At 68.6% G+C, this 26,315-nt stretch carries 24 protein-coding genes; 10 read left to right on the plus strand and 14 right to left on the minus strand.

Translation table 11 applies throughout. The features are described 5' to 3' along the window. Positions 1 to 33: 33 nt before the first annotated feature. Together typA and ABYF38_RS06905 are read left to right on the plus strand one after the other, a co-directional pair. Positions 34 to 1,944, plus strand: a complete 1,911-nt coding sequence (gene typA / locus ABYF38_RS06900; RefSeq protein WP_371151650.1) for a translational GTPase TypA — start codon at positions 34 to 36, stop codon at positions 1,942 to 1,944. Positions 1,945 to 1,960: 16 nt separating this feature from the next. Further along, complete coding sequence (locus ABYF38_RS06905; protein ID WP_371151651.1) at positions 1,961 to 3,676, plus strand: VanW family protein; 1,716 nt, start codon at positions 1,961 to 1,963, stop codon at positions 3,674 to 3,676. A 105-nt stretch (positions 3,677 to 3,781) separates the two neighbouring features. Here ABYF38_RS06905 and ABYF38_RS06910 read toward each other — a convergent pair whose 3' ends face one another. Further along, on the minus strand, positions 3,782 to 3,994 hold the full coding sequence (locus ABYF38_RS06910) for a hypothetical protein (protein ID WP_371151652.1): 213 nt from the start codon (positions 3,992 to 3,994) through the stop codon (positions 3,782 to 3,784). 86 nt (positions 3,995 to 4,080) lie between these two features. On the opposite strand from ABYF38_RS06910, the gene fdxA reads away from it, so the two are divergent. From fdxA to ABYF38_RS06925, 3 genes are all read left to right on the plus strand, one after another. Further along, positions 4,081 to 4,428 carry a ferredoxin gene (fdxA, locus tag ABYF38_RS06915; protein ID WP_371151653.1) on the plus strand — a complete coding sequence of 116 codons (348 nt, stop codon included), beginning with the start codon at positions 4,081 to 4,083 and terminating at the stop codon, positions 4,426 to 4,428. Then, positions 4,428 to 5,549, plus strand: a complete 1,122-nt coding sequence (gene dapC, locus ABYF38_RS06920; protein WP_371151654.1) for a succinyldiaminopimelate transaminase — start codon at positions 4,428 to 4,430, stop codon at positions 5,547 to 5,549. Before fdxA ends, dapC begins: the two co-directional genes overlap by 1 nt. A gap of 279 nt (positions 5,550 to 5,828) precedes the next feature. Further along, positions 5,829 to 7,157: a citrate synthase gene (locus ABYF38_RS06925; protein ID WP_371151655.1), complete on the plus strand. Its 1,329-nt coding sequence runs from the start codon at positions 5,829 to 5,831 to the stop codon at positions 7,155 to 7,157. Between the two features lie 82 nt (positions 7,158 to 7,239). Here ABYF38_RS06925 and dapD read toward each other — a convergent pair whose 3' ends face one another. The 12 genes from dapD to ABYF38_RS06985 form a co-directional block, all read right to left on the minus strand. Further along, on the minus strand, positions 7,240 to 8,217 hold the full coding sequence (gene dapD / locus ABYF38_RS06930; RefSeq protein ID WP_371151656.1) for a 2,3,4,5-tetrahydropyridine-2,6-dicarboxylate N-succinyltransferase: 978 nt from the start codon (positions 8,215 to 8,217) through the stop codon (positions 7,240 to 7,242). 78 nt (positions 8,218 to 8,295) lie between these two features. Continuing rightward, positions 8,296 to 8,892 carry a hypothetical protein gene (locus tag ABYF38_RS06935; protein ID WP_371151657.1) on the minus strand — a complete coding sequence of 199 codons (597 nt, stop codon included), beginning with the start codon at positions 8,890 to 8,892 and terminating at the stop codon, positions 8,296 to 8,298. Positions 8,893 to 9,361: 469 nt separating this feature from the next. Next, the gene (locus ABYF38_RS06940; RefSeq protein ID WP_371151658.1) at positions 9,362 to 9,946 is read right to left on the minus strand and encodes a hypothetical protein; all 585 of its coding nucleotides are present in this window, start codon (positions 9,944 to 9,946) and stop codon (positions 9,362 to 9,364) included. A 79-nt stretch (positions 9,947 to 10,025) separates the two neighbouring features. Next, complete coding sequence (locus tag ABYF38_RS06945) at positions 10,026 to 10,610, minus strand: hypothetical protein (RefSeq protein ID WP_371151659.1); 585 nt, start codon at positions 10,608 to 10,610, stop codon at positions 10,026 to 10,028. A 79-nt stretch (positions 10,611 to 10,689) separates the two neighbouring features. After that, complete coding sequence (locus tag ABYF38_RS06950) at positions 10,690 to 11,274, minus strand: hypothetical protein (RefSeq protein WP_371151660.1); 585 nt, start codon at positions 11,272 to 11,274, stop codon at positions 10,690 to 10,692. A gap of 68 nt (positions 11,275 to 11,342) precedes the next feature. Continuing rightward, entirely contained in the window at positions 11,343 to 11,912 is a 570-nt protein-coding gene (locus tag ABYF38_RS06955; RefSeq protein ID WP_371151661.1) for a hypothetical protein, read from the minus strand. Positions 11,913 to 12,785: 873 nt separating this feature from the next. Continuing rightward, the gene (locus ABYF38_RS06960; RefSeq protein WP_371151662.1) at positions 12,786 to 13,772 is read right to left on the minus strand and encodes an NUDIX domain-containing protein; all 987 of its coding nucleotides are present in this window, start codon (positions 13,770 to 13,772) and stop codon (positions 12,786 to 12,788) included. Between the two features lie 60 nt (positions 13,773 to 13,832). Next, positions 13,833 to 15,605, minus strand: a complete 1,773-nt coding sequence (locus tag ABYF38_RS06965; RefSeq protein WP_371151663.1) for a biotin carboxylase N-terminal domain-containing protein — start codon at positions 15,603 to 15,605, stop codon at positions 13,833 to 13,835. Between the two features lie 72 nt (positions 15,606 to 15,677). After that, a complete protein-coding gene (locus ABYF38_RS06970; protein ID WP_371151664.1) occupies positions 15,678 to 16,463 on the minus strand; it encodes a Maf family protein in 786 nt (261 codons plus the stop codon). Continuing rightward, entirely contained in the window at positions 16,460 to 18,145 is a 1,686-nt protein-coding gene (locus ABYF38_RS06975; protein ID WP_371151665.1) for a DUF885 domain-containing protein, read from the minus strand. The genes ABYF38_RS06970 and ABYF38_RS06975 overlap by 4 nt, the downstream gene beginning before the upstream one ends. Positions 18,146 to 18,227: 82 nt before the next feature. Continuing rightward, positions 18,228 to 18,437, minus strand: a complete 210-nt coding sequence (locus ABYF38_RS06980; protein ID WP_371151666.1) for an acyl-CoA carboxylase subunit epsilon — start codon at positions 18,435 to 18,437, stop codon at positions 18,228 to 18,230. Beyond that, a complete protein-coding gene (locus ABYF38_RS06985; RefSeq protein WP_371151667.1) occupies positions 18,434 to 19,987 on the minus strand; it encodes an acyl-CoA carboxylase subunit beta in 1,554 nt (517 codons plus the stop codon). The genes ABYF38_RS06980 and ABYF38_RS06985 overlap by 4 nt, the downstream gene beginning before the upstream one ends. 164 nt (positions 19,988 to 20,151) lie before the next feature. On the opposite strand from ABYF38_RS06985, the gene ABYF38_RS06990 reads away from it, so the two are divergent. The 4 genes from ABYF38_RS06990 (at position 20,152) to ABYF38_RS07005 (ending at position 24,517) form a co-directional block, all read left to right on the plus strand. Next, complete coding sequence (locus tag ABYF38_RS06990; RefSeq protein ID WP_371151668.1) at positions 20,152 to 21,210, plus strand: biotin--[acetyl-CoA-carboxylase] ligase; 1,059 nt, start codon at positions 20,152 to 20,154, stop codon at positions 21,208 to 21,210. Between the two features lie 84 nt (positions 21,211 to 21,294). Further along, entirely contained in the window at positions 21,295 to 22,422 is a 1,128-nt protein-coding gene (locus tag ABYF38_RS06995; RefSeq protein ID WP_371151669.1) for an adenylate/guanylate cyclase domain-containing protein, read from the plus strand. Between the two features lie 84 nt (positions 22,423 to 22,506). Then, positions 22,507 to 23,196, plus strand: coding sequence for a response regulator transcription factor (locus ABYF38_RS07000; protein ID WP_371151670.1), 690 nt, complete (start codon positions 22,507 to 22,509; stop codon positions 23,194 to 23,196). Positions 23,197 to 23,218: 22 nt separating this feature from the next. Beyond that, complete coding sequence (locus tag ABYF38_RS07005) at positions 23,219 to 24,517, plus strand: sensor histidine kinase (protein ID WP_371151671.1); 1,299 nt, start codon at positions 23,219 to 23,221, stop codon at positions 24,515 to 24,517. Between the two features lie 127 nt (positions 24,518 to 24,644). Here the strand turns inward: ABYF38_RS07005 and ABYF38_RS07010 are convergent, their stop codons facing one another. Next, complete coding sequence (locus ABYF38_RS07010) at positions 24,645 to 25,151, minus strand: GtrA family protein (RefSeq protein WP_371151672.1); 507 nt, start codon at positions 25,149 to 25,151, stop codon at positions 24,645 to 24,647. A gap of 40 nt (positions 25,152 to 25,191) precedes the next feature. Between ABYF38_RS07010 and ABYF38_RS07015 the strand changes: the two genes are divergently transcribed. Then, positions 25,192 to 26,313: a 5-(carboxyamino)imidazole ribonucleotide synthase gene (locus ABYF38_RS07015; RefSeq protein ID WP_371151673.1), complete on the plus strand. Its 1,122-nt coding sequence runs from the start codon at positions 25,192 to 25,194 to the stop codon at positions 26,311 to 26,313. Positions 26,314 to 26,315 lie beyond the last annotated feature (2 nt).

Consider the following 26,315-nt stretch of genomic DNA (forward strand, 5'->3'; position numbering starts at 1 on the left):
AAAAAGAACCGCCTCAATACAACAAGGAAAGCAATGCCCCAGCGCGAAAACCTCCGCAACGTAGCCATCGTCGCCCACGTCGACCACGGCAAGACCACGCTCGTCGACGCCATGCTCTGGCAGGCCGGTGCCTTCAAGGCGCACGACGCGGAGAAGGCCGGCGAGCGCGTGATGGACTCCGGTGACCTGGAGCGCGAGAAGGGCATCACGATCCTGGCGAAGAACACGGCGATCCACTACACGGGGCCGTCGGCGCTGGAGCGGGGCCTGACCGAGGGCGTCACCATCAACGTGATCGACACCCCGGGCCACGCCGACTTCGGTGGCGAGGTGGAGCGCGGCCTGTCCATGGTGGACGGCGTGGTACTGCTGGTGGACGCCTCAGAGGGGCCGCTGCCGCAGACCCGATTCGTGCTGCGCAAGGCCCTGGCCGCCCGCCTGCCCGTCATCATCGTGGTGAACAAGGTGGACCGTCCCGACTCCCGCATCACCGAGGTGGTGGGTGAGGCCACCGACCTGCTGCTGGGCCTGGCCAGCGACCTGGCCGACGAGGTCGAGGTGGACCTGGACGCCCTGCTGGACGTGCCCGTCATCTACGCCTCCGCGAAGGCACAGCGGGCAGACACGGTGCAGCCAGCAGATGGCACCTTGCCGACCAACACTGACCTGGAGCCGTTGTTCGCCACCATCCTGGAGCGCATTCCTGGCCCCACCTATGAGGAGGGCGCGCCGTTGCAGGCGCATGTCACGAACCTGGATGCCTCCCCGTTCCTGGGCCGCCTGGCGCTGTTGCGCATCCACAACGGCACGCTGAAGAAGGGCCAGAACGTGGCCTGGTACCGCCAGGATGGCACCAGCCAGACCGTGCGCATCTCCGAGCTGCTGCGCACCGAGGCCCTGGAGCGGGTGCCCGCCCTGGAGGCCCACGCCGGTGACATCGTGGCCGTGGCCGGTATCGAGAACATCATGATCGGCGAGTCCCTGGTGGACGTGGAGGACCCGCGTCCGCTGCCGCTGATCACCGTGGACGACCCGGCCATCTCCATGACGATCGGCATCAACACCTCCCCGCTGGCCGGGCGCGTCAAGGGCGCCAAGGTCACCGCGCGCCAGGTTAAGGACCGCCTGGATCGCGAGCTGATCGGCAACGTCTCGCTGCGCGTGCTGCCCACGGACCGCCCCGACGCCTGGGAGGTGCAGGGCCGTGGCGAGCTGGCGCTGGCGATCCTGGTGGAGCAGATGCGCCGCGAGGGCTTCGAGCTCACGGTGGGCAAGCCGCAGGTGGTGACCAAGACCGTGGACGGCAAGGTCATGGAGCCGGTGGAGCGCATGACCATCGACGTGCCGGAGGAGCACCTGGGCGCGGTCACGCAGCTGATGGCCGCCCGCAAGGGCCGCATGGAAACCATGTCTAACCACGGCACCGGCTGGATCCGCATGGAGTTCCTGGTGCCGGCGCGCGGCCTGATCGGCTTCCGCACCCGCTTCTTGACGGAGACGCGCGGCACCGGCATCGCCTCTTCCATCGCGGAGGGATACGAGCCGTGGGCCGGCAACATCGAGCACCGCAACACCGGCTCGCTGGTGGCTGACCGCGCCGGGGCCGTGACGCCGTACGCGATGATCAACCTGCAGGAGCGCGGCTCGTTCTTTGTGCAGCCCACCTCCCAGGTCTACGAGGGCCAGGTTGTGGGCGAGAACTCCCGCAACGAGGACATGGACGTCAACATCACCAAGGAAAAGAAGCTGACGAACATGCGCTCCTCCACGGCCGATTCCTTTGAGAACCTGGTGCCGCCGCGCACGCTGACCCTGGAGGAGTGCATCGAGTTCGCCTCCGACGACGAGTGCGTGGAGGTCACCCCCGAGGACGTGCGCATTCGCAAGGTGGTGCTGGACGCCACCGAGCGCGCCAAGATTGCCGCCCGCAAGCGGCGCGGGTGAGGACACGATGACGGCAGTGGCGGAGATTGGCGAGGTAGCGGCGCAGCAGAGCGGCGACGCTAGCGGTGAGCCCGCGCGCAAGCACGGCCGACGCTGGCTGATCGGTGGGGCCGTGGCGGGCGCCGCGCTGGTGGCCGGCTACGTGGGGACCGCGTTCGCGGTCTCCGACGAGCTGCCCAACGGCATGACGGTGAGCGGTGTGCCGGTGGGTGGAATGGAGCCGGGGGAGGCGGCCGCCGCTATCGAGGAGGCCCTGGCCGCGCGGCTGCAGGACCCGCTCACTGTGACGCTGGGGGAGAAGGGGGCGCAGATCGTGCCCGCGCAGGCGGGGTTGCGTTTCGACGCCGCCGCGACCCTGGCCCCCTACACCGGCCTGTCCTTCTCCCCGGTGGTGTTGTGGCAGCACCTCTTTGGTGGCGCGTCCGTTGAGGTGGCCACCGGTGCTGACGCGGCCGCCCTCACGACCGCCCTGGAGCAGGTGTCCGACGCTCTGACCACCGCCCCCACCGAGGGCGCGGTTGCGTTGGTGGCGGGACAGGTGCAGGTCACCGACGCAGCCGCCGGGTTGAAGCCGAACATCGCGGGGGCCGTCGAGACGCTCAGTAACGACTGGATGACCGGCCAGCACCTGCCCCTGCCGGGGGACGCAGTGGAGCCGCAGGTGGGCCAGGCGGCGGTGGACAGCGCCGCCGCGCAGGCAAAGGTGGTGCTGGGCGCGCCGGTGACGGTGCAGATCGACGGCTCCGCACTGCAGCTCTCCGCCGAGCAGCTGGGGCAGGTGGTCTCCTTCGAGCCCGTGGACGGGGATTTGGTGGCCAAGGTGGACGGCGAGGCGGTCCAGCAGCTGTTGGCCTCCCAGCTTGCTGCCCACAACGTGGCCCCGAAGGACGCCAAGGTGGAGATCGCGGACGGCAAGCCGCGCGTGGTGCCCGCCGTGGACGGCAAGCAGGTCACGGCGCAGGCCCTGGCCGAGGCCATCGAGAAGGCCGCCGTGTCTAACCAGAACCGCAACGCCCCGGTCAGCCCGGAGGCCAAGCCGGCCGAGTTCAGCACGAAGGACGCCGAGGCCCTGGGCATCAAGGAGGTGATCGCGGACTTCTCCACCCCGCTCACCTGGGAGACGCGCCGCACCGCCAACATCGCCCGCGGCTCCGAGCTGGTCAACGGCACGATCGTGCGCCCGGGGGAGACCTTCTCCCTGGAGCAGACCCTCGGCGAGGTGGACGCGCACACCGGTTTCGTGGACGCCGGGGTGATCATCAACGGCATCCACACCGACTCCATGGGGGGTGGACTCTCGCAGCTTGCCACCAACGTTTTCAATGCGGGCTTCCTGGCCGGCTTCGTGGACGTGGAGCACCGCCCCCACACCGAGTACCTCTCCCGCTACCCGGAGGGGCGGGAGGCCACGCTGTGGACCGGCCACCTGGACGTGAAGTGGACTAACGACACCCCCTACGCCGCCCTGCTGGAGGCGGGGGTGACGGACGACGTCGCCTGGATCAAGGTTTGGTCCACCAAGCACTGGAACGTGGAGCACTGGACCTCAGAGCGCTTTAGCTATCGTCCGCCCACCAAGCGCGAGGTCTTCACCAAGCCGTGCGAGCCGCAGGAGGAGGGCGGGGCCGGATTCTCCGTCACCGTCACGCGCGTGCGCAGCCACGGCGAGGTCAAGGAGAGCCAGGACTGGACCACCCACTACCAGGCGGTGGACGAGATCGTCTGCAAGTAGGCCCGGCTCCCCGCCGCGGGACCGCCGCGCCCCGCCCCTGCAACAGAGCACCGGGACCGCCGCGCCCCGCCCCGGCGTCTGGCCGCCACTGGGCGGCGTGAACCTCTAGGGGGCGCGGGGCGGAACGTCGGGCAAAGAAGGCACGCGCCTGCCCACCACCATCTGGGTGGCGTGGACGGAAACGTCGCCGCGCCGGGAGCGGATCAGCACCCCGTGGGGGCCGCACTCCAGTAATTCACCCACCACCTCTTGCAGATTTCCCGCCTCGCGGTAGAGCAGGGTGACGCGCTCGCCGACGCGCCATTCCAACCAAGGCAAGGGGCGTGGCGCACTCCTCCGCTGCGAGCTTTCCATGGTGGGGGATAATAGAGAACAGTTGAACCAACCGGGAGAGGAACTACCTCATGACCTACGTCATCGCCCAGCCGTGTGTGGACGTCAAGGACCGCGCCTGCGTTGACGAGTGTCCGGTGGACTGCATCTACGAGGGCGAACGCTCGCTCTACATTCACCCGGACGAGTGCGTGGACTGCGGCGCCTGCGAGCCCGTCTGCCCCACGCTGGCCATCTTCTACGAGGACGACCTGCCCGAGGAGTGGAGCGACTACTACCGGGCCAACGCCGACTTCTTCAGCGAGATCGGCTCGCCGGGAGGCGCCGCCTCGATGGGCAAGATCGCGCACGACGACGCCATGATCGCCGCCCTGCCGCCGCAGAACCTCGAGTACCGCGCAGAGCACGGGCTCGACTGATGGCCCGCCTGCCCCGAGCGCTACCGCTGCCCGAGTTCCCGTGGAACACCCTGGAGGGCGCCAGGCTGCGTGCCCAGGCCCACCCCGGTGGGATCGTTGACCTCTCCGTGGGCACCCCCGTGGACGACAGCCCCGCAGTGGCCACGCAGGCCCTGGCCGCCGCAGCGAACTCGCCCGGCTACCCGCTCACCGTGGGCACCGCTGCGGTGAGGCAGGCGATCTGCGACTGGTTTGCGCGCAGGCGGAGCGTGCCCGGGCTCAAGCCCAGCCAGGTCATCCCCACCATCGGCTCCAAGGAGGCCGTGGCGCTCCTGCCGCTCCTGCTGGGCGCGGCGGCCGGCGACACGGTGCTGCTGCCCGCCATGGCCTACCCCACCTACGACGTGGGCGCGCGCCTGGTGGGCGCCACCCCCATTCCCGTGGGCGACGACCCGCAGCAGTGGCCCGACGCCGACCTGGTCTGGCTCAACAGCCCCGGCAACCCCCACGGGCACGTGCTGAGCGTGGAGCAGCTGCGCCGCATCGTGGCGTGGGCGCGCCGGCGCGGCGCCATGGTGGTCAGCGACGAGTGCTACGCCGAGCTGGCCTGGGAGGTGGACGACGTTCCCTCCCTGCTGGACCCCCGGGTGACCGACGGCGACCTGACCGGCCTCCTGGCCCTCTACTCCCTGTCCAAGCAGTCCAACCTGGCCGGCTACCGCGCCGCCCTGCTGGCCGGCGACGAGGCCGCCGTGGCCGCGGTGGTCGAGACCCGCAAGCACCTGGGCCTGCTGGTGCCCGGCCCCGTCCAGGCCGCCCTCGTGGCCGCCCTGGGGGACGACGGCCACGTGGACGCCCAGCGCGAGGTCTACCGCCGCCGCCGCGACGCCCTAGTGCCCGCCGCCAAGGCCGCCGGGATGGAACTGGACCCGGACAGCCGGGCCGGCCTCTACCTGTGGGGCCGCGTGCCCGGCCTGAGCGGGCGCGAGCTGGTGGACCGCCTAGCCGAGCTGGGCATCCTGGCCGCCCCCGGCGACTTCTACGGGGAACAGGCCGCCCCCTACGTGCGCATCGCCCTGACCGCCAGCGACGAACGCATCGACGCCGCCGTCGAACGCCTAGCCGGGGCCAGCCTGGCCTGAACCGGCTACCGGGCTCGGGCCGCCCGAGCCTGTGCTGCCCGGTCGGTGGAGCCGAGCGGGCAGCTCCCATCGGCCGCAAAACCGCGCGGCCAACGGTCGAAAGAGGGGCAGGCGGCAGCGTCGTCCAAACGCCGTCCAAACCCGGGGCGCAAGAGCGCCCAAATGCCGCAAACCTGTGCGATAGGCGGGGCGTGCCGCTACAGTGAGGGAAGCTACTGGGACCTTGTGCCCAGGACCGAGGTTGCGCCCCACGGGGCGGCGAGAAGCAAACGAGGAACCATGTCTGAAATCGAAGAGCGCACCCAAGACGCCCGCCCCGACGGACAGCTCACCGTGGGGGAAAAGGTGCTCCACCTGCCCCGCGTCGCCGCCACCGAAGGCAGCGACGGCCTGCAGATCGCGCCGCTGCTGAAGGAAACCGGCCTGATCACGCTGGACCCGGGCTTCATGAACACCGCCCCGGCAGCGTCGTCCATCACCTACATCGACGGCGACGCCGGCATCCTGCGCTACCGCGGCTACCCGATTGAGCAGCTGGCCAAGCAGTCCTCCTTCCTGGAGGTGGCCTACCTGCTCATCTTCGGCGAGCTGCCCGACGCCGCCACCCTGGAGGCCGTGATCCGCCGCATCAAGCGCCACCGCCTGCTGCACGAGGACTTCAAGGCCTTCTTCACCGCCTTCCCCGCCAACGGTCACCCGATGGCCATCCTGCAGGCCGGAATCGCCGGCCTGGCCACCTACTACCAGCAAACCCTTGACCCCAAGGACCCGCAGCAGGTGGAGCTCGCCACCGTGCTCCTGCTGGCCAAGGTGCCCACCATGATCAGCTACATCGCCAAGCGCGCCGCCGGCCTGCCGCTGCTCTACCCGGACAACCAGCGCTCCTACGTCGAGGACTTCATCCGCATGACCTTCGGCCTGCCCTACCAGAGCTACGACATCGACCCGGCCCTGGTGAAGGCGCTGGACATGCTGCTGATCCTGCACGCAGACCACGAGCAGAACTGCTCCACCTCCACCGTTCGCCTGGTGGGCTCCTCCAACGCCAACATGTACGCCTCCGTGGCCGCCGGCGTGGGCGCCCTGTCCGGCCCGCTCCACGGCGGCGCCAACGAGGCCGTGCTGCGCATGCTGCGCCAGATCAACGAGTCCGACATGACCGTGGCCGACTTCATGCGCAAGGTGAAGAACAAGGAAGACGGCGTGCGCCTGATGGGCTTTGGGCACCGCGTCTACAAGAACTACGACCCGCGCGCCGCCATCGTCAAGGAGACCGCCCACGACGTGCTTTCGCGTCTGGGCGCCCGCGACAACCTGCTGGACATCGCGATGGAGCTCGAGGAGATCGCGCTCAGCGACGACTACTTCATCGAGCGTAAGCTCTACCCGAACGTGGACTTCTACACCGGCCTGATCTACAAGGCCATGGGCTTCCCGACCAAGATGTTCACCCCGCTGTTCGCGCTGGGACGCCTGCCCGGCTGGATCGCCCAGTACCGCGAGCTCATCAACGACCCGACCACCCGCATCGGCCGCCCGCGGCAGGTCTACACCGGCTACGCCGAGCGCGACTACGTTCCGCTGCGCGAGCGCGTCGCCAAGGACTGAGCCGGCGCGAAACGGAGTGTGGGCCCGGGGAAGCGGTTTCCTTCCCCGGGCCCACGCCTGCGTGCGGAGGCAGTGTTTGCCGTCAGGCGAGCGGCGAGTCCGGAGCGAACTCGATGGCCTTGCCGCCGCGGGCCAGCGCCTCCACGGCACCGGTGACCGAGTTGCGGCGGTAGAGCACGTTCGACGCGCCGGACAGGTCCCGGGCGGAGACGATCTTGGGGTCGCGGAACAGGCCGTGCTGGCCGGGTACCACGCCACCGGTGGGCAGGAAGGACACCTTGGTGCCCGCGGTGAGGTAGAGACCGGCCTCCACCACGCAGTCGTCGCCCAGCGCGATGCCCAGACCGGAGTTGGCGCCCAGCAGGCAGCGCTCGCCCACGCTCACCTTGCGCCCACTACCGCCGGACTGCACGCCCATCGTGGAGGCGCCGCCACCAATGTCCGAGCCGTCGCCGATCACCACGCCCTGGGAAATGCGGCCCTCCACCATGGAGACTCCCAGCGTGCCGGCGTTGTAGTTGACGAAGCCAGCGTGCATGACGGTGGTTCCCTCGGAGAGGTAGGCGCCCAGGCGCACGCGGTCGCCGTCACCGATGCGGACGCCGGCGGGCACCACGTAGTCCACCATGCGCGGGAACTTGTCGATGCCCCGCACCTCCACGGCACCGAACTTGCGGCGCAGGCGCAGGCGGGTCTCCTCGAATCCCTCCACCGGGCACGGGCCCGCAGAGGTCCACACCACGTTGGCCATCCGGGAGAAGATGCCGTCCAGATTCACCGTGTTGGGCTGCACTAGGCGGTGCGACAGTAGATGCAGGCGCAGGTAGGCGTCCGCCGTGGACTGCGGGGCGTCGTCCAGGTCCACCTGAGTGCGCACCACGGAGGTGTAAACCCCACGGGCCTCGTCCTTGGCCTCCATCGAGGTCAGCTGCTGACGCAGCTCGCTGCCAGATTCCTGCGGCAGTGGCCCCAGCTGCGGGGCCGGATACCAAACATCGAGCGTCTGCCCGGACTGCGAGATCGTTGCCAGTCCGTATCCCCATGCGAGTCGAGAAGTCATGTCTGCAAGTCTATGGGCAGGTCTCGAGCCCCGGCAGGCGAAGGCGAGGGGTGGACAGCGGGTTGGTGTACGGCTGTGCTAGCTGTTGCCGCGTCGGAACTGCGACATGGCCGTTTGGAACTGCAGGTGGAACCGCTCCGGGGTCGCGGGCCGCCCATTCGAAATCTGGGAGTTCGTCAATACGTCAACGCACTCCTGCGTGTAGGTGGAGAAGTCCTGGAGGGCTGCCTCGTAGGAACCGGCGTAGGCGTTGATTACGCGTTGCGGCCCGCCAATGAGGGTGAACTCCGCCTCGTCTGAGAACGAAAAGGCGGTACCGAGGTCGTCCGTGATTAGCATGCAGTCGAAGGGCGCGACTTCGCCGCGCAGTTGCGCCAGGCTCTCCTCGGTGGGAATCAGTTGCCAGCAATAGGGAGCCGGCCGTCTGGGCGGGGCTTGGTGCAGGTAGTCGTTGGTGATGACCCACCAGGTGGCCCCCGGGTTGGCGATGTTACAAGCCAGGATCAGGTCCCCGTAGAAGGCAGCGCAGAGCATGTCGTCGTTCTCTTGCGCAATGACCGTCGCGTCCTGCCGGGAAACCCACTCTGGATTGAAGTGCGTGCTGTCGGCGAAGATCTGGTCCCGTAGCGCGCGAACGTGGTCGACGGTAGAGGGAGCGAGGACTCTGGTCAGCATTAGGGGTACCTGAACTTTACGCGCGCACCGGAGGGCTGGATGATGTCGAGCCTGGGGCTTGCCAAAGAGCTGAGGCCGCGAAGGATGATCGTGGGACCGCTGGGTACGTTGCAGACGCGGAGCGGGTTGCCCTGATTGAACTCGGAAACGATCGGGTGTCCGCGAGTTAGCTCGCCGAAGTCCGCTTCGGCCTGCGGCAGGCCCCCGTTACGTATCCATATCTCGGTGCCCTGTTCAAAGGGCTGGTCGGGAGTAGATCCTGCTTGCATGCCCCCATCCTAGTGTTGACGAAGGAGGGGAGAGGGAGAAGCAGAAGGGCGTGCGGATATCCAGCTCTTCCCAAAGGGGAGTGTATTGGGGGCCTCGGAGTGGCCAGTAGATGCAGGCCCTTTTGTAGGGTTGCGCGACCATTCGAGGGATTGGTGCACCTTCCGAAGGGTTACCCGCCCCGGTTCTGATTCCGGGAGACCTAGGTGTTGCCCAGCCTCATCTGTGACATGGGGATGGCGAAGTTGGCGCGGAGTGCCTCTGCGACCCGTGGGAATCCAAGCTGCTGCTCTTGCTGAATGCAGTCTTCTACGAACTCGGAGAACTCTTTTACTGCGGCCTCGTATGAGCCTGCGTAGGCGTCGATGAATCTACGCGGTCCAGCTACTAGCGTGAACTCCTGGTGGTGCACAAATGAGAACGCTGCATTGAGTTCGCCTGAAAAAAGCATGCAGTCAAAAGGGGTAACCGCGCGCTCGATCTCGGACAAGGCCTCCTCCGTTGGGAGAATCTTCCAGCACATTGAGCGCATATCTTCCCGTGGGTCCGAAATGCAGCGGTCCTCGGTTATCGCCCACCATGCGGCGGCTGGGCTGATGGTGTTGCAGGCTCGGATGATAGATGGATAGTATGCAGGATGAAGCGAGTATGCGTTTTCTTGGGCAATGACAGTGGCGTCCTCTTGTGATACCCATGCGGGATTTAGGTGCATGCTGTCCAGGAAAATTGTGTCGCGCATTGCGCGGGCGCGATCAATGAGGGCGGGATCGGTGATTCGGTTCAGCATGATCGGCTCCGATCGGGTTCGATTGTGTCAATCCTTTGCCTCGCCTAGTGAGGAAGTCCGGGTGGGGGCGGGGTGGGGGCTAGGCGTTGCCCAGCCTCATCTGTGACATGGGGATGGCGAAGTTGGCGCGGAGGGCCTCTGCGACCCGTGGGAATCCAAGCTCCTGCTCTTGCTGAATGCAGTCTTCTACGAACTCGGAGAACTCTTTCGCTGCGGCCTCGTATGAGCCTGCGTAGGCGTCGATGAATCGGCGCGGGCCTGCAATCAGGGTGAATTCGGAGGGGTTTACGTACGAGAACGCGGCATTGAGCTCGTCAGTGAATATCATGCAGTCGAATGGGAAGATCTTGAATGAAAGCATATCTAGGCTTTCTTCGGTGGGTATGATCCGCCAGCATTTTGGATCTGTGGGGCGTGGCTCGCCTCCGGAGTTGAAATCCTCGGAGATTGCCCACCAGGTGGCGCCTGGGCTTATGATATTGCAGGCGCGGATGATGGCCGGGAAATAGTCCGGATGGAGTGAAGACTCGTTCTTCTGGGCGATCACTGTGGCATCCGTTTCCTCCACCCATTTGGGCCTCAGGTGCATGCTGTCCATGAAAATCGTGTCGCGCATTGCGCGGGCGCGATCAATGAGGGCGGGATCGGTGATTCGGTTCAGCATGATCGGCTCCGATCGGGTTCGATTGTGTCAATCCTTTGCCTCGCCTAGTGAGGAAGTCCGGGCGGGAGCGGGGTGGGGGCTAGGCGTTGCCCAGCCTCGCCTGAGATAAGAGAGTGCCGTAGTTGGTGCGAATCGCCTCTGTGGCCTTCGGGAACCCGAGTTTTTGGTCATGTTGGATGTAGTCGTCGACGAACCTTGAGAACTCTTTTACTGCGGCCTCGTATGAGCCCGCGTAGGCGTCGATGAATCGGCGTGGCCCCGCGACCAGGGTGAATTCGTAGGCGTTTACGAACGAGAATGCGGCATTGAGGTCGTCAGTGAATATCATGCAGTCGAATGGGGAGATGTCGAATGAAAGTGTTTTCAAGCTTTCCTCGTTGGGTATAATCCTCCAACAATCTGGATCCGTGGGTCGGGGCATTCCGCCATATTCGACATCTTCGGAGATTGCCCACCAGGTTGCCCCGGGGTTGATGATGTTGCAGGCGCGGATAATGGCCGGGTAATATTCGGGATGGAGCGAATATTCGTTCTCCTGAAAGATTACAGTAGCGTCCGTTTCTCTAAGCCATTCGGGCCTCAGATGCATGCTGTCCAGGAAAATTGTGTCGCGCATTGCGCGGGCGTGACCAATGAGTGCGGGATCGGTGATTCGGTTCAGCATGGTCGGCTCCGATCGGGTTCGGTTGTGTCAATCCTTTGCCTCGCCTAGTGAGGAAGTCCGGGCGGGAACTAGGCGTTGCCCAGCCTCATCTGTGACATGGGAACGGCATAGGTGGCGCGAATTGTCTCTGCAGCCTTGGGAAATCCAAGTTCTAATTCTTGTTGTACGCAGTAGTCGATATATTCGGAAATGTCCTTCAATGCGGTTGCGTATGACCCTGCGTAGGCGTCGATGAATCTGCGTGGTCCTGCGACCAGAGTGAATTCGTAGGCGTTTACAAACGAGAATGCGGCATTGAGGTCATCGGTGAATATCATGCAGTCGAACGGGAAGATGTTAAGCGAGAGTGAATCCAGGCTTTCTTCGGTAGGGGTAATCCTCCAACATTTTGGGGACGTGGGTTGGTGCCTGCCCTCAGGGGTGAAGTCGTGGGAGATGGCCCACCAGGTGACGCCTGGGCTGATGGTGTTGCAGGCGCGGATGATGGCCGGGAAATAGTCTGGATGGAGCGAAGACTCGTTCTCCTGGGCGATCACTGTGGCATCCGTCTCTTCCACCCATTTGGGGTTCAGGTGTTGGCTGTCGGTGAAGATGTGGTCGCGCAGTGCGCGAGCGTGATTAATGGTGTCTCGGTCCAATATTGTTGTTAGCATTATGGGTACCTGAACTTGATTTTTCTCTTAGTCGCGTATTGTATTTCTAGGGTTGCGTTTCCTTGGGTGCTGACTTGCCTGAGGTTGATTGTTGGCCCATTGGATATGTTGCAGATCTGCACTGCTGGGCCTTTGCTTATATCTATGGTCGTTTGGTGTCCGCGGGTTAGCTCTGTGAAATCCATTTCCGCTTGCCTGAGGCCGCCTTCTCGAAGAATAAGCTCCCGGCTCCTCGGTGCCGGGGTCGTAGTCTTCGGCCAGTTCTTGGTAGAACGCTCTCCTTTGCCTGGCCTCGGCAAGATCGTCTTGCGCGTTCCGGGCGGCATACAGTGCGGTCAATGATTGGGACTGAGCGAGGTCTAGAGCGCTGGCGTATGCCTCCAGTGCCTCGCCCGCGCCGCGGTAGCGGCCTTCGACCTGCCAGATGCCGTCCACCAGTTCGTCGCGCTGCTCCAGTAGTGCCGTGACTGATTGGGCACGGGTGGAGGCCCCAGCCTCCAGCGCACGCAAGGATTGGGCGCTCTGCTTGATCCGGTCAGCTACCTCGATGTAGTTCCTACCGCCTTGGCGGACAACGGCTGGGTCGCCCGGGACCGGGTCCCGCTCCCAACCCACCGCAGACCAATCACTCGGACGCTCTGACACGCACACCTCCTCGTGGTTCCATCGAGTTTCAATTAGAGCCTTCCCCGCTTGAACGGGGCAACCAGCCACCCCGCCGTGTGGAACCTGCGGAAACGCCAGGACGACTCACGCCTGTCGCTGCCGTCTTTTCCGAGCCGGTGCCGCCACGGTGCCGCCCCGCCGGTCGGCGCCTTTGTGCGACGTCGCTGCTTCGCTGCACCGGGGTGCTCTGCGCTAGTGCACGGTGCGCGCCTGCCGGATCAGGGTCCGTGGCGGCGCCACCAGCGCCCCCGCCGCGCGGCAGCGGGCGGACAGTGCCTTGTCCGCCGTCAGCACCACCACGTGGCGGCCCGGGGTGGCGGCCTCGTTTGCGGCGTGGGCGGCGATAGCGTCGTCCCCCTCGCCTGCCGCCAACTCCACCCGCAGATTTGCGCCGTAGGGCGAAGTCACCTCGCCGGGGAAGCCGGCAGGGCGTGCCTTGCCCTCCAACACCACCAGGATGTCCGGGTACCAATGCGCGCCGGGCAGCGAAAGCTCTTGGGCGGAGAACCCGTTCGAAAGTGCCCGCGCGCAATCCTCCAGCAGGCGGGCGGCCGCGCCGGCGCGGTCCTTCCACCAGCCGTCCGGGCGGGAACCGACCACGTTCGCCGCGTCCACGATCACCAGCGGCCGCACCACCATCGCCGCCAGCTCTCCGGCCACCTCCGCCAGCTGCGGCAGCACCAGCCCATCCTCCTGGCCCGGGCAGACGAACTCCACCACCTCCGACTCCCAGTCCTGGGCACCGATCGAGTCGACCGCCTGCGCGCGGCTCAACTCCGCCACGACAGTGGTGTAGGACCACGTTTGGTGGGCCGGCCCCGGGTGGGTGAGGCGGCGCCAGCCCCACACGCGCACCGCGTCGGGGGCCAGTCCCGTCTCTTCCGCCGCCTCTCGCAGCGCCGCGCTCACGGCGCTCTCGCCGTAGTCGCGCGCCCCGCCGGGCAGCCCCCACATGCGGCCCAGGTGCGTGCCAGGCGCGCGCAGCTGGCCCAGGTACTCGTGGGGCAGGGCGCTCCCAGCAGGCTCCGCGCGCTCCACGCTCGCCGCAGAGCCCGGGCCCGCCTCAGCCTCCTGCCCAGGCGCCTCGCGCCACAGGTAGAGCCCTGCGGCCCCCAGCAGCCCCCAGTGCCGCTTGCCGCACGCGCATTCCAGCCAGCCGTCTGCCCCGCGTTTCACCACGTAGCCAGCCTAGCCAGTTAGGCCGCCGGCGCGCCGGGGCTCGGAGCGCCTAAAAATCGCTTAGCCCTCCACCTCGCAGATCACCGCGCCCGCGCTGAGCTGGTCACCCACCTTGACGGTCAGCTCGCTGACTACTCCGGTGCGCGGCGCCTTGATGGGTTGCTCCATCTTCATCGCTTCGATGACCACCAGCACCTGGCCCTCCTGGACCTCGGCGCCGTTTGCCACCTCGACTCCGATCACGGTCGCCTGCATGGGGCAGGTGACGGCGCCGGGGGAGGCCGGTCCGCGCCTGGAGCCGCGCGAGGGACGCGCCGTGCGCGTCTTGACAGGGCCGGTGGCGGCCGGGCGGGGGGAGAGCAGCGCGGCCGGCAGGATGACCTCTAGGCGCTTGCCGCCCACCTCCACCACCACGCGCTCGGTGGGGGCGTCGTCCTCCACTCCCGCGCTCGCCTCGGTGTCTGAGAGGGAGTCCATCAGGTTCAGGTTGCCCGCGTCGATCCAGGTTGTGTCCACCTCCAGCCCCTCGGTGCCCACGAAGGCCGGGTGCTCCAGGATGGCGCGGTGGAAGGAGAGCGTGGTGGAAAGGCCGGTCACGCTCATCTCGCCAACCGCGCGGCGGGCGCGGGCCAGGCAGGACTGGCGGTCGTGGCCCCACACGATCACCTTGGCCACCAGGGAGTCGAACATGCCGGAGAGCTCGTCGCCCTGCGCGATGCCTGCGTCCACGCGCACGCCCGGGCCGCCGGGCCAGACGATCTCGGTGGCGCGCCCCGGGGTGGGTAGGAAGCCGCGCGCCGGGTCCTCTGCGTTGATGCGCATCTCGATGGAGTGGCCGCGCACCTCCGCCCGCTCGTAGCCCAGCTTCTCCCCGGCGGCCAGGCGGATCTGCTCGCGCACCAGGTCGATGCCGGTGACCTCCTCGGAGACTGGGTGCTCCACCTGCAGGCGCGTGTTGACCTCCAGGAAGCTGACCAGCCCGTCGGCGGCCACCAGGAACTCGCACGTCCCGGCCCCCACGTAGCCGGCGTGGCGCAGGATGGCGCGGGAGGACTCGTAGATCACGCGCTCCTGTTCCTCGGTGAGGAACGGGGCGGGGGCCTCCTCCAGTAGCTTCTGGTGGCGGCGCTGCAGCGAGCAGTCGCGGGTGGAGACCACGGCCACGTTGCCGTAGGCGTCGGCCAGGCACTGGGTCTCCACGTGGCGGGGCCGCTCCAGGTAGCGCTCCACGAAGCACTCGCCGCGCCCGAACGCGCCGATGGCCTCGCGGGAGGCGGACTCGAATGCCTCCACCACCTCCTCGCGCTTGCGGGCCACGCGCAGGCCGCGCCCGCCCCCACCGAAGGCCGCCTTGATGGCCACGGGCAGGCCGTGCTGGTCCACGAAGTCCAGCACCTCCTGGCCGTCAGCCACCGGGCCGGGGGTGCCGGGGGCCAGCGGGGCGCCCACCTCCGCCGCGATGCGGCGGGCGGTGACCTTGTCTCCCAGTGCCTCGATCGCCTCCGGCGGCGGGCCGATCCAGGTCAGCCCGGCCGCGATGACGGCGCGCGCGAAGTCCGCGTTCTCCGCCAGGAAGCCGTAGCCGGGGTGGACGGCCTGGGCACCGGAGCGCTCGGCCACCTCCAGGATGGCGGGGATGTTCAGGTAGGTGTCTGCCGCCCTGGCCCCGGGCAGGGCGTAGGCCTCGTCCACCACGCGGGTGTGGAGGGCATCGCGGTCGCCGGAGGCGTACACGCCGATGGAGCGGATACCGGAGTCCTTGCAGGCGCGCGCGACGCGCACCGCGATTTCGCCACGGTTGGCGATGAGGACGGAGGTGGGCAGCACAGTCATGGGCTCAACCTAACCGGCCTTTGGAGGATAGGCACAACCTTCGCGGCGTGGTGCCCGGCGATTCTCGTGCGACTACAACGATTCTTCCGGCTGACGCAAGGACTTCCACAAAGCGGGCCAGCCCACGCCTACCTCGAGCAGGAGCAGGCGCAGCAGCGGCAGGGAAATGCCCACCACGCCGTGGTGATCGCCCTCGATTCCGGTCACGAACGGGCCGCCCAGCCCGTCGATCGTGAACGCCCCGGCCACGTGCAGCGGCTCGCCGCTATCCACGTACGCCTCGATCTCAGCCTCGGTGAGTGTGGCGAAGTGGACGGTGGTAGCCGACGTCCCGCCCGCGCCCCTCACGGGTGCGCCGCCCTCCGTGGCGGCGGGTCCGGTCAGGCCGGTGGGGTAGAAGTGGACGCTGTGCCCGGTGTGGAGTACCCCGCTGCCGCCGGAGAGGGCGCGCAGGCGCGCGCGGGCATCGCTCGCGTCTGCGGGCTTTCCCACGACCTTCCCGCCGATTTCCAGCATGGAGTCGCAGCCGACCACGATGGTGGGAGCCGCGAGGTCCAGGCCCGCAGGCGCGCCCGGCACCGGCGCGGAGCCCGCCCGGTCTACGCCGTCCGCCCGCAGGCGGGCGAGCACGTCGGCGGCCTTGGCCTCTGCCAGGGCCTGCACCTGCACGCCCGGCCCGGCGGCCGGCTGCTCGGCCAGCAGCCGGGCGAGCACCGCGTCCTCGTCCACGTCGCTGACGCGCACCAGCGGCGCCACCCCGGCGCCGCGCAGCGTGGCCAGCCGCGCCGGGGAGGCGGAGGCCAGCACGAACTGCACCGGCTCCTCCCACAGCCCGGCGGGCGGGGGCAACAGGCTCACTGCAGAGCCTCGCGCAGCACGTCCAGCCCCACCCCGCCCAGGGCGAGCGCCCGGGAGTGGAAGCCCTTCAGATCAAAGCCGGCGCCTTCGCGCTGCTGGCACTGCTCGCGCAGCTCCAGCCACAGGCGCTCGCCGAGCTTGTAGGACGGCGCCTGCCCCGGGAAGCCCAGGTAGCGGTCCAGTTCGAAGCGCAAGAAGGCGTCCGCCATCGCCACGTTGTGGCGCAGGAAGGCCCACGCCACGTCCGCGTCCCACACCTTGCCCACGCCGCCCGGCATGAGCCCGGCCTTCTCCAGGCTCGGGTCCACGTCCAGGCCCAGGTGGACGCCGGTGTCCAGCACCACGCGGGCGGCGCGCAGCCGCTGGGAGTCCAGCATGCCGAAGTAGTCGCCCGGGTCGGACAGGAAGCCGAGCTCCTCCATGAGCCGCTCGGCGTAGAGCGCCCAGCCCTCGCCGTGCCCGGAGACCCAGCAGACCAGGCGGCGCCAGCTGTTGAGCTGGTCGCCCAGCGCCACGGCGGTGCCGAGCTGGAGGTGGTGACCGGGTACGCCCTCGTGGTAGACCGTGGTCTTCTCCTGCCACGTCACGAAGGTCTCCTCACCCGGGGGAACGGACCACCACATGGCACCCGGGCGGGAGAAGTCCGCCGACGGCGGCGTGTAGTAGATCCCGCCCGTCCCGGAGGCCGCGATGCGGCACTCCAGGCGGTGCAGCTGCTCGGGAATGTCAAAGTGCGTCCCGTTCAGGGCCGCGATGGAGGCGTCGGAGACCTGCTGCATCCACTCCTGCAACGCCTTGGTGCCGTGCAGCTGGCGCGCCGGGTCGTTGTTTAGACGCTCGATGGTCTGCGCCACGCTGGCGCCCGGGAACAGCAACCGGGCCACCCGCTGCTGCTCGGCGTCGATGCGGGCCAGCTCCTCGATGCCCCACGCGTGGGCCTCGCGGGCGTCCACGTCCGCGCCCAGGAAGGTGCGCAGCGCCAACCGGTAGGCCTCCTCACCAACCCCGTCGCGCTCGCGCGCGGCCGGCAACAAGTCGGCAAGATCTGCGGCCAGCTGGGCGAAGCCGCCCCGCGCCACCTCGATCCCGTCCAGCAGCTCCTGAGCAGCCGCCCCCTCCAGCCTGCCGGCCAGCGGCTCCAGCGCCTTGAACGACGACGCCTCGCCGGCCGCCTCCTGGGCCTGCTTGATGCACTTTTCCACCTGCCGGCGAGCGCAAAGCGTCCCGGCAGCCGCGCGCTCGCGCAGCGCCTCGGTGTAGGTGGCCAGGGCGGCGGGCACACCGTGCAGGCGCCGGGCGATCACCGCGGCGTCGTCGGCGCTCTCCTGCGGCATCACCTCAAAAACGTCCCGGATCGACTGCAGCGGGCTGTTCAGCACGTTCAGGTCGCCGTGGGCCCAGCCGGCCGCGTGGCGGTCCAGGTCCACGCCCAGGCGCTCGCGCATGGCGGCAACCGTCACGCGGTCCACGTCGTCCACCGGCTCCACCCCATCCAGGCGCGCCAGGGCCTGTCGGGCCAGGTCGGCGAGCGCCTGCTGGCCGGCGGGGGAGAAGTCGTCCCACTGGTCGTCGTACCCGGGCAAGCCGATCTCGGTGGCCAAGGTGGGGGAGAGGGGCAGGAGCGAGGCGAGGTAGTCCTCTGCGATCGCGTCGATGGCGGTGGCGGGGCGCGGTGAAGTCATGCCCCTAACGATATGCCCTGCCACCAACATCCCAGGTAGGCGCGGTGAGCCGCCGAAATTCGCCGCGCGCCCACCAGCCCCGTCAGCGGTCGGTCAACCGCCAACCCCGCGCGCCGGTCAGTCCACCCGCCCCGCGAGTGACGCGGTCCCGGTCGCTCCACGCCGACGGGCGCACCGAGGCGTCCGCCGGTGGAGCGTCGTCCACCGCCGCCTGCAAGGCCGTGATGGAGGCGACCACCGCCGCCAGCTCCGCCTCGCTCGGCGCCCCACGCACCACCCGCAGCGCGTTCACAGCGGAATGTTCCCGTGCCGGCGCACCGGGGAGGCCACGCGCTTGGTCTCCAGCGCCCGCAGCGCCGCCACCAGCTGGGCGCGCGTCTGGCTCGGCTTGATCACCGCGTCCACGAACCCACGCCGGGCAGCCTCCCACGGGGAAACCAGCTTCTCCTCGTAGGCCTCGATCAGCTCGGAGCGGCGGGCGGCAGCGTCGTCGGCAGAAAACGAAGCCAACTCGCGGCGGTGCAGGATGTTCACCGCACCGGAGGCCCCCATCACCGCCACCTGCGCCGTGGGCCAAGCCAGGTTGATGTCAGCCCCCAGCTTCTTAGACCCCATCACGATGTAGGCGCCACCGTAGGCCTTGCGCGTGATCGTGGTGATGAGCGGAACGGTGGCCTCCGCGTAGGCGTAGATCAGCTTCGCGCCACGGCGAATGATGCCGTCCCACTCCTGGGAGGTGCCCGGCAGGAAGCCCGGCACGTCAACGAAGGTCAGCACCGGCAGGTTGAACGCGTCGCACAGGCGCACAAAGCGCGCCGCCTTCTCAGAAGCCGCGATGTCCAGCGCGCCGGCCATCACCATCGGCTGGTTGGCCACGATGCCCACGCTGCGGCCGTCCACGCGCGCGAAAGCCGTGATCACGTTGCCCGCGTAGGCCGGCATTACCTCCAGGAAGGAGCCGCCGTCCGCGATCGCCTCCAGCACCTCGGTCATGTCGTAGGGCTGGTTGGAGGAGGCCGGCACCAGGCTGTCCAAGTCCACCTCGCCCGGCTCCTCCGGCTGAGTCAGCGGCGGCTCGCTCAGCGTGTTCTCCGGCAGGTAGGACAGCAGCTCGCGCACGTACTCGAAGGCGTCGTCCTCGTCGTGGGCGGCGTAGTGGGCCACGCCGCTGCGTTGGGCGTGGGCGCGTGCCCCGCCCAGCTCCTCCAGACCCACGTCCTCGCCGGTGACCGCCCGGATCACCTCCGGGCCAGTGATGAACATCTGGGAGGTGCCCTCCACCATCACCGTGAAGTCCGTCAGCGCCGGGGAGTAGACCGCCCCGCCCGCGCACGGCCCCAGGATCACCGAGATCTGCGGGATCACGCCGGAGGCCGCCACGTTGCGACGGAAGATCTCCGCGAACTGCGTCAGGGCGCCGATTCCCTCCTGGATGCGGGCGCCACCGCCGTCGTTCAGGCCGATCATCGGCACGCCCGTGCGCACCGCCAGGTCCATCACCTTGGTGATCTTCTGCCCGTGCGCCTCGCCCAGCGAGCCGCCAAACGCCGTGAAGTCCTGCGAATAGACGCACACCCTGCGCCCGTCGATCGTGCCGTAGCCCGTGATCACGCCGTCGCCCGGCAGGGTCTTGGCGTCCATGCCGAAGTCGTGGCAGTTGTGCTCCACGAACGCGTCCAGCTCCACAAAGCTGCCCTCGTCCAGCAGGGCCTCGACGCGCTCGCGGGCGCTGCGGCGGCCCTTGGCGTGCTGCTTGGTGGCCGCGCTGCGCTCGTGGGCGGCGATGGCGGCGGCGCGCGCGTCCAGCTGCTGCGCCGGGGAGAGGTGGGTTCCTTCAGTCACCCGTCCACCGTAACCGGCCCGGCGCCTAATTTCAGTAATGACGACGTTGCCTCCTGCCGCGCCGCCTTTGGAGCTTTCCTCTAAAGCGGCCCGGGGGACGACGCTCCGCCCGCCGCCCCCAGGCGCCGGCACGAAATGTTGGTGGTCGTGCATATGGTGGAGGCATGAGCGAACCGGTGCTGGTGGAGGTAGAGGAATGCGCATCCACGCAGGAGCTTGCCCTGGCGCTCTACCGTGCCGGGCACCTGCCCCTGTGGGGCGGGGTGCTGACCCGCAGGCAGAGCGCGGGCAGGGGCAGGCGCGGGCGGCAGTGGGCGCTGGCGCCGGGCAGCCTGGCCCTGACGGTGGTGTTGCCCGCACCTTGTGCCGCCTCGGGGCAGTGGCCAGGAACGGGCGGGGAGCCTGGGCTGGTGCCGCTGCGCGTGGCCCTGGCGGTGCTGGATGCCTGCGGCTGTGAGGCGCTGGAGTTGAAGTGGCCCAACGACATCGTGGTGACGCTGCCCGTCCTCAGCGACGCCGAATCGCTGCCGGGCGGGGGCGCGCCTCGGGAACGCGAGGCGGGCCATGGGCTAGTTGGGCACCTGCCCGGGTGGGGCGCGCTGCGCAAGCTGGGCGGCATCCTCTGCGAGGTGAACCAGGCGCCCGCCGGAAGCGGCGCCGGGGATGCGCTGGCCGGCGGCGCCGGGGGCGCCGGCGCCGGGCCGGGCGGCGAGGTTGAGGATGGGACTGGTGGCGCCGGGACCGGGCCAGGGGCAGCAGGAGACGTGGTGCTGGCGGGAATCGGGATAAACCTGGCCCCGTTTGCGCCCCAGGCCCCGCAGGGCGGTGGTGCCCCGCCCGGGCAGGAGGCTGGCGGGGAGGGAAGCGAGCAGGGAGCCCCGGCCGCCTGGGCTATGAGTGCCGCCGGGGCGGCGCGCGCGCTGGGTGACCACCAGCTGGAACGGCTCTCCCGGCAGGAGCCGGCCGAGCTGGCCAGGCGCATCCTGCATCACCTGCCCGCAACTCTCGCGCTGCCGGCCCGCGAGGTGCGCGAACGCTACCAAGACAGGTGCGCCACCGTCGGGCACCGGGTGCAGGTGACCCTGGCGGCCTCCGGCGAGCCGGGCCCGGCCGACCTGGCCGGCACCGCCACCGGCATCGCCGAGAGCGGCGCCCTGCTGGTGGCGACGCGAGACGGGCTAAAGGAGGTGGTGGCGGGCGACGTCTCGGTGCGGTGCGGCTGAGCGTCGTGCATCCACGGCCACCCGCAGGGCGGTAGGGGCGGCAGAAGGTGACGGGAATCGCCCTGTAGGAGTAGCGTAGGGCTAGTGAATAGTGAGGCAGGCAACAGCGCGGCGATGAGTGGGGTGACCCCTCAGCTGCCTGAGCCTCAGCCGCACCGGTGCTCCTGCGCCAATTCCGGCGCCGGATCGAACCCGGAGCAGGGCGCTCCGGGCAAGCAGCCCGCCCTCACCATCGAGCGCTACGCCCAAAAGCTAGTGGGCGAGACCCCGCTGACCATGTCGGAGTTCGCCCGGGCGGCGGGTGCCACCCGGGAGCAGGCCGAGGAGTTCTGGCGCGGGATCGGGCAGGTGGTCTCCCACACCGAAACCCCCCAGTTCGGTCTCCAGGACGTCCACGCGCTTCGCACCTACCGCTCCCTGATCTCCACGGGCAAAGTGGATGCCGAGACCGCCCGCACGCTACTGCGCGCTTCACAGACCACCGACCGGTTGGCGCTCTGGCAGGTAGAGGCCTACGTGGACGACGTCATTCGGCGCGAAGGACTGGACGACACCACCGCCAGGATCGTCGCCCTGGACCGGCTCGAGGACTTCCTGGCCGCGTTCGAGGAACAACTGGTCTACACCTGGCGCCGCCAGATGCTCGCCCTGCTCACCCGCATGGACGCCGACTACGCCCAGGCAGGCCTGGCGGAGGCCGACGAAATGTCCTACCCGCTGCAGCGCACCCTCGGGTTCGTGGACATGGCCGGCTTCTCCCGCCACTCTGCGCGCATCGGCTCCGCCGCCCTAGCCGAGCTGATCTCCAAGTTCGAGGGAGTGGTAAGAGACGTCATCTCCGAACTGGGCGGGCGCGTGGTCAAGACGATCGGGGACGCCGTCCTCTTCATCGCCGACGACCTGCAGACCGGCACCGAGGTGGCAGTCACCCTCGCCGAGCGCCTGGCCGCCACCCCGAACCTGCTGCCCGTGCGTGCCTCCGTGGTGGAAGGCGGGGTGGTCTCCCGGTTCGGCGACGTCTTTGGGCCCACCGTCAACCTGGCCTCCCGTCTGGTCAACGAGTCCCAGCCCGGCCAGCTGCTCACCGACTCCGGCACAGCGGCTGCCATCGCAACCAAATGCGCCCCCGGGAGTTACCGGTTGGACCAGATCGGGGAGGTCGATCTGCGCGGAATCGGGCCCACCGTGCTAGTCGATCTCAAGCGCGGCTAAAGGGGCCGCACCCAATAGGGCTAAAGTCCATATCGCGGCCGCCCTTTGGGAGCGCTTTGTCAACCTTTGGCGTAAGCTGACCGCGTGACTACCGTACTCCTGGTTGAAGACGACCCCGCTATTGCCGAGCCCCTTGCCCGCGCGCTGGGCCGAGAGGGGTATGAGGTTCGCCCCCACGGAACTGGCCGTGGAGCGATCGAGAACTCCGCCGGTGTTGACCTGGTGGTTTTGGACCTGGGACTGCCGGACATGGACGGCCTGGACGTGGCGCGCCACCTGCGCTCCCAGGGATCCACGGTGCCGATCCTGATTCTCACCGCCCGCACCGACGAAGTGGACATGGTGGTGGGCCTGGACGCGGGCGCCGACGACTACGTCACCAAGCCCTTCCGCCTGGCGGAGCTCCTGGCCCGCGTCCGGGCGCTGCTGCGCCGCGTGGGCGGGGACATCACCGACGAGGACGAACTGAAGGCCCAGGACGTCCGCGTCGACGTGGCCGCACACCGCGCCTTCCAGGGCAACCGCGAGCTGCACCTGACCGCCAAGGAGTTCGAGCTCCTGCGGGTCCTGGTGCGTGACGCCGGTGCCGTCATCGAGCGCGACGAGATCATGCGCGAGGTGTGGGGCTCCGACCCGACCGGCTCCACCAAGACCCTGGACATGCACGTCTCCTGGCTGCGCCGCAAGCTGGGCGACGACGCCGCCAACCCCCACTACATCACCACGGTGCGCGGACTGGGCTTCCGGTTCGAAACCTCCGGCCGCGTGAACTGAGGTGCGGCGCCGCGCGATCCGCATGACCGTCACCGCGGTCCTGGTGGCGGTGCTGATCCTGGGGATCCCTGCGGCCGTGCTCGGCGTGATGCAGTCCTGGCGCAGCGAGATCGCTGAGCTCGACGTGCGCGTGGAGAGCCTGGCGCTGGTGGTGTCTCGCTCCATCGACGCGGGCCGGGACGTGGACCCGGAGATGCTCGACCTGAGGGCGGGCGGCGAGACCACCACGCTGGCGGAGTCCTACGTGCTCATGCCCAGCGGGTATCGCGTCGAGTCGACCGTGCGCATCGACGCGCCCCTGATCACCCGCACCCACCGCACCCCCAACGGGGCGACCGTGGGCATGTCCATCGCCGCCACCTCCCCCCTTCCCGGGGCGCTGAAGGTGATCGGCCTGGTGGGGCTGGGAATCGCCACCGCCTTCGTGGTTGGGCTGGCGGTGGCGTTGCGGCAGGCCCGCAAGATATCCGCCCCCCTCATCTACCTGGCCGCAGAGGCCGAACAGATCGGCTCCGGCCAGGTCCGCCCTCAGCTGCGCACATCCGGCATCGAGGAGATCGACCTGGTCCAGGCCGAGCTGGTGCGTTCCGCCGAGCGCGTGGCCGGCCGAATCGCTGCCGAACGCCAGTTCGCTGCGGACGCCTCCCACCAACTGCGCACCCCCCTGACTGCCCTGTCGATGCGGCTAGAGGAGATCGAGCTGGTCTCCACCGAGCCCGAGGTGCAGGAGGAGGCCAGGCTCTGCCTGGAACAGGTAGAGCGCCTCACCGGCGTGGTCAGCGAGCTGCTGGCCACCTCGCGGCAGAAGGCCGGCGGCACCACCGAGGCCATCCACCTCAGCGACGTGTTCGAGCAGCAGGAACGGGAGTGGGGCGGGCCCTTCGCGGCCGCCGGCCGGGAGTTGAAGTTCTCCGACGAGCTGGCACTGCCCGTGCTCGCCTCCCCGGGCACGATCGGCCAGGCCATCGCCACCCTGGTGGAAAACTCGTTGAAGTACGGCGCGGGCACCACCACCGTCTCCACCCGCCGGGCCTCCTCCCAGCGCGGCCTCTACATCGACGTCACCGACGAGGGGCAGGGCGTGGCCGACGACGAGGCCGACCGCATCTTCGACAAGCACGTCTCCTTCCGGGGCGGCACCGGCATCGGCCTGGCCGTGGCCCGAGACCTGATCGCCGCAGACGGCGGGCGACTGGAGCTAAGCCAGCGCCGCCCTCCCGTCTTCTCCGTCTACCTCAACACCGTGCCCAAGGCCCTGGACCCCGACGTCGTCATGCCGCGCGGCGCCCTGGTCTCGGTGGCGCGCAGACGGCGCCGATAGGAAGCTGGGCGCGGGCGGAACGTCGTCCCTGCCCAAATCCCCCAACTGGGGGCGGCCTGGCGTGTTGGCGGAAAACGAGCGGAACGTCGTCCCCGCCTAGAGCGCCGCTAGGGGCGGCAAGCCCACGTCACTCGCCGGCCAGGGCCCGCTTGCGCTCCTGCGCGGACTTCGACGGGGCAAACACGATGAACTTGTAGGCCAGGAAGCGGAAAATCATGCCCAGCACCAGGCCGACGCCGTTACCGGAAATGTTGTCCGCCAGCGTCGAGGTGTAACCCAGCACGTAGCGGCTGATGTAGAGACACGCAGCCGCGATCCCGATGCCGATGATGTTGATGATCGCGAACTCCATGAATTCGCGGAACTTGTTCTTCGTGGTCTTCTGCGCAGAGAACGTCCAGGCGGCGTTCAGGACCCACGACACCACGGTGGCCACGGCGGCGGAAAGAATCTTGGCGCGCACCGACTGGCCGATAAACGGCGAGAAGCTGAATTGCGACAGCAGGTTGAAAAGGCCGACGTCGACCACGAACGCGATACCACCCACGATGCCAAACTTGCCGACCTCAAAGAGTCGACGAGTCCACGTGGCGCGGCGCTGGGAGTCACTGTGCTGCTTCGCGGTGTTAGTCACCCGCGCAAGTCTAGGCCACCGAGCCGGGTAGGCTTCCACCATGCCTACTCTCGCCGTTATTGGAGGCGGGCAGCTCGCCCGCATGATGCACGCCCCGGCCACGGCGCTAGGCGTGAAACTGCAGGTCCTAGTCGAGGCCGCCGACGGGAGCGCCGGCAGGGCAATCCCCGATTCGATAGTCGGCATGCCGAAGGATGACGCTGCCGTTCAGGCCGTGTGTGCTGGCGCCGACGCCGTCACCTTCGAACACGAACACATCCCGCCCTCCCTGTTCGCGGCGGCCGGGGTGGAGGCCAGGCCCGCCCAGGAGGCGCTGCTATACGCCCGCAACAAGCTGGAGATGCGCAGGAAACTCACCGAGATCGGCGTGCCCTGCCCCCGGTGGGCGCAGGTGACCGGCCCGGCCGACTTCGAGCGCTTCTGGGCCAGCGTGGGCGGCGGCGAGGTGGTCGCCAAGACCGCCGTGGGCGGCTACGACGGCAAGGGCGTGGCCATCGTCTCCAGCTACGCCCAGATCGAGGCCTGGGTCAACGACCCCGCCTGCGGGGGAGTGCTGCTGGAGGAAAAGGTGGACTTCCAGCGCGAGCTGGCCGCCCTGGTGGCGCGGCGCCCCAGCGGCCAGTGCGTCGCTTGGCCCGTGGTGGAGACCCAGCAGGTGGGCGGCGTGTGCGACACCGTGATCGCGCCGGCCCCCGAGCTGAGCGAGGAGCTGGCGCAGCAGGGCGAGGAGATCGCCCGCCAGATCGCCACCGAGCTCGGAGTCACCGGAGTCCTGGCCGTGGAGATGTTCCAGGCCGGGCAGCGCCTGCTGGTCAACGAGCTCGCCATGCGCCCCCACAACTCCGGGCACTGGACCATCGACGGGTGCGCCACCAGCCAGTTCGAACAGCACATCCGCGCCACCCTGGACCTGCCGCTCGGGCCCACCGAGATGACCGCGCCGGTGAGCGTCATGGTCAACATTCTCGGCAGCGACGTGCCCGACCCGGCCAGCCACCTAGCGCAGGTGTGGGAGAGCTACCCGCAGGCCAAGGTCCACCTCTACGGCAAGGAAGTGCGCCCCGGCCGCAAGCTGGGGCACGTCAACGCGACCGGGAGCGACCTGGCGCAGGCGCTCCAGGCCGCGCGCGCGGCCGCAAACCTCATCATGGGAAGGAAGTAGCA

Origin of the sequence: Buchananella sp. 14KM1171 (assembly GCF_041380365.1) — a bacterium.
GTDB lineage: Bacteria > Actinomycetota > Actinomycetes > Actinomycetales > Actinomycetaceae > Buchananella > Buchananella felis.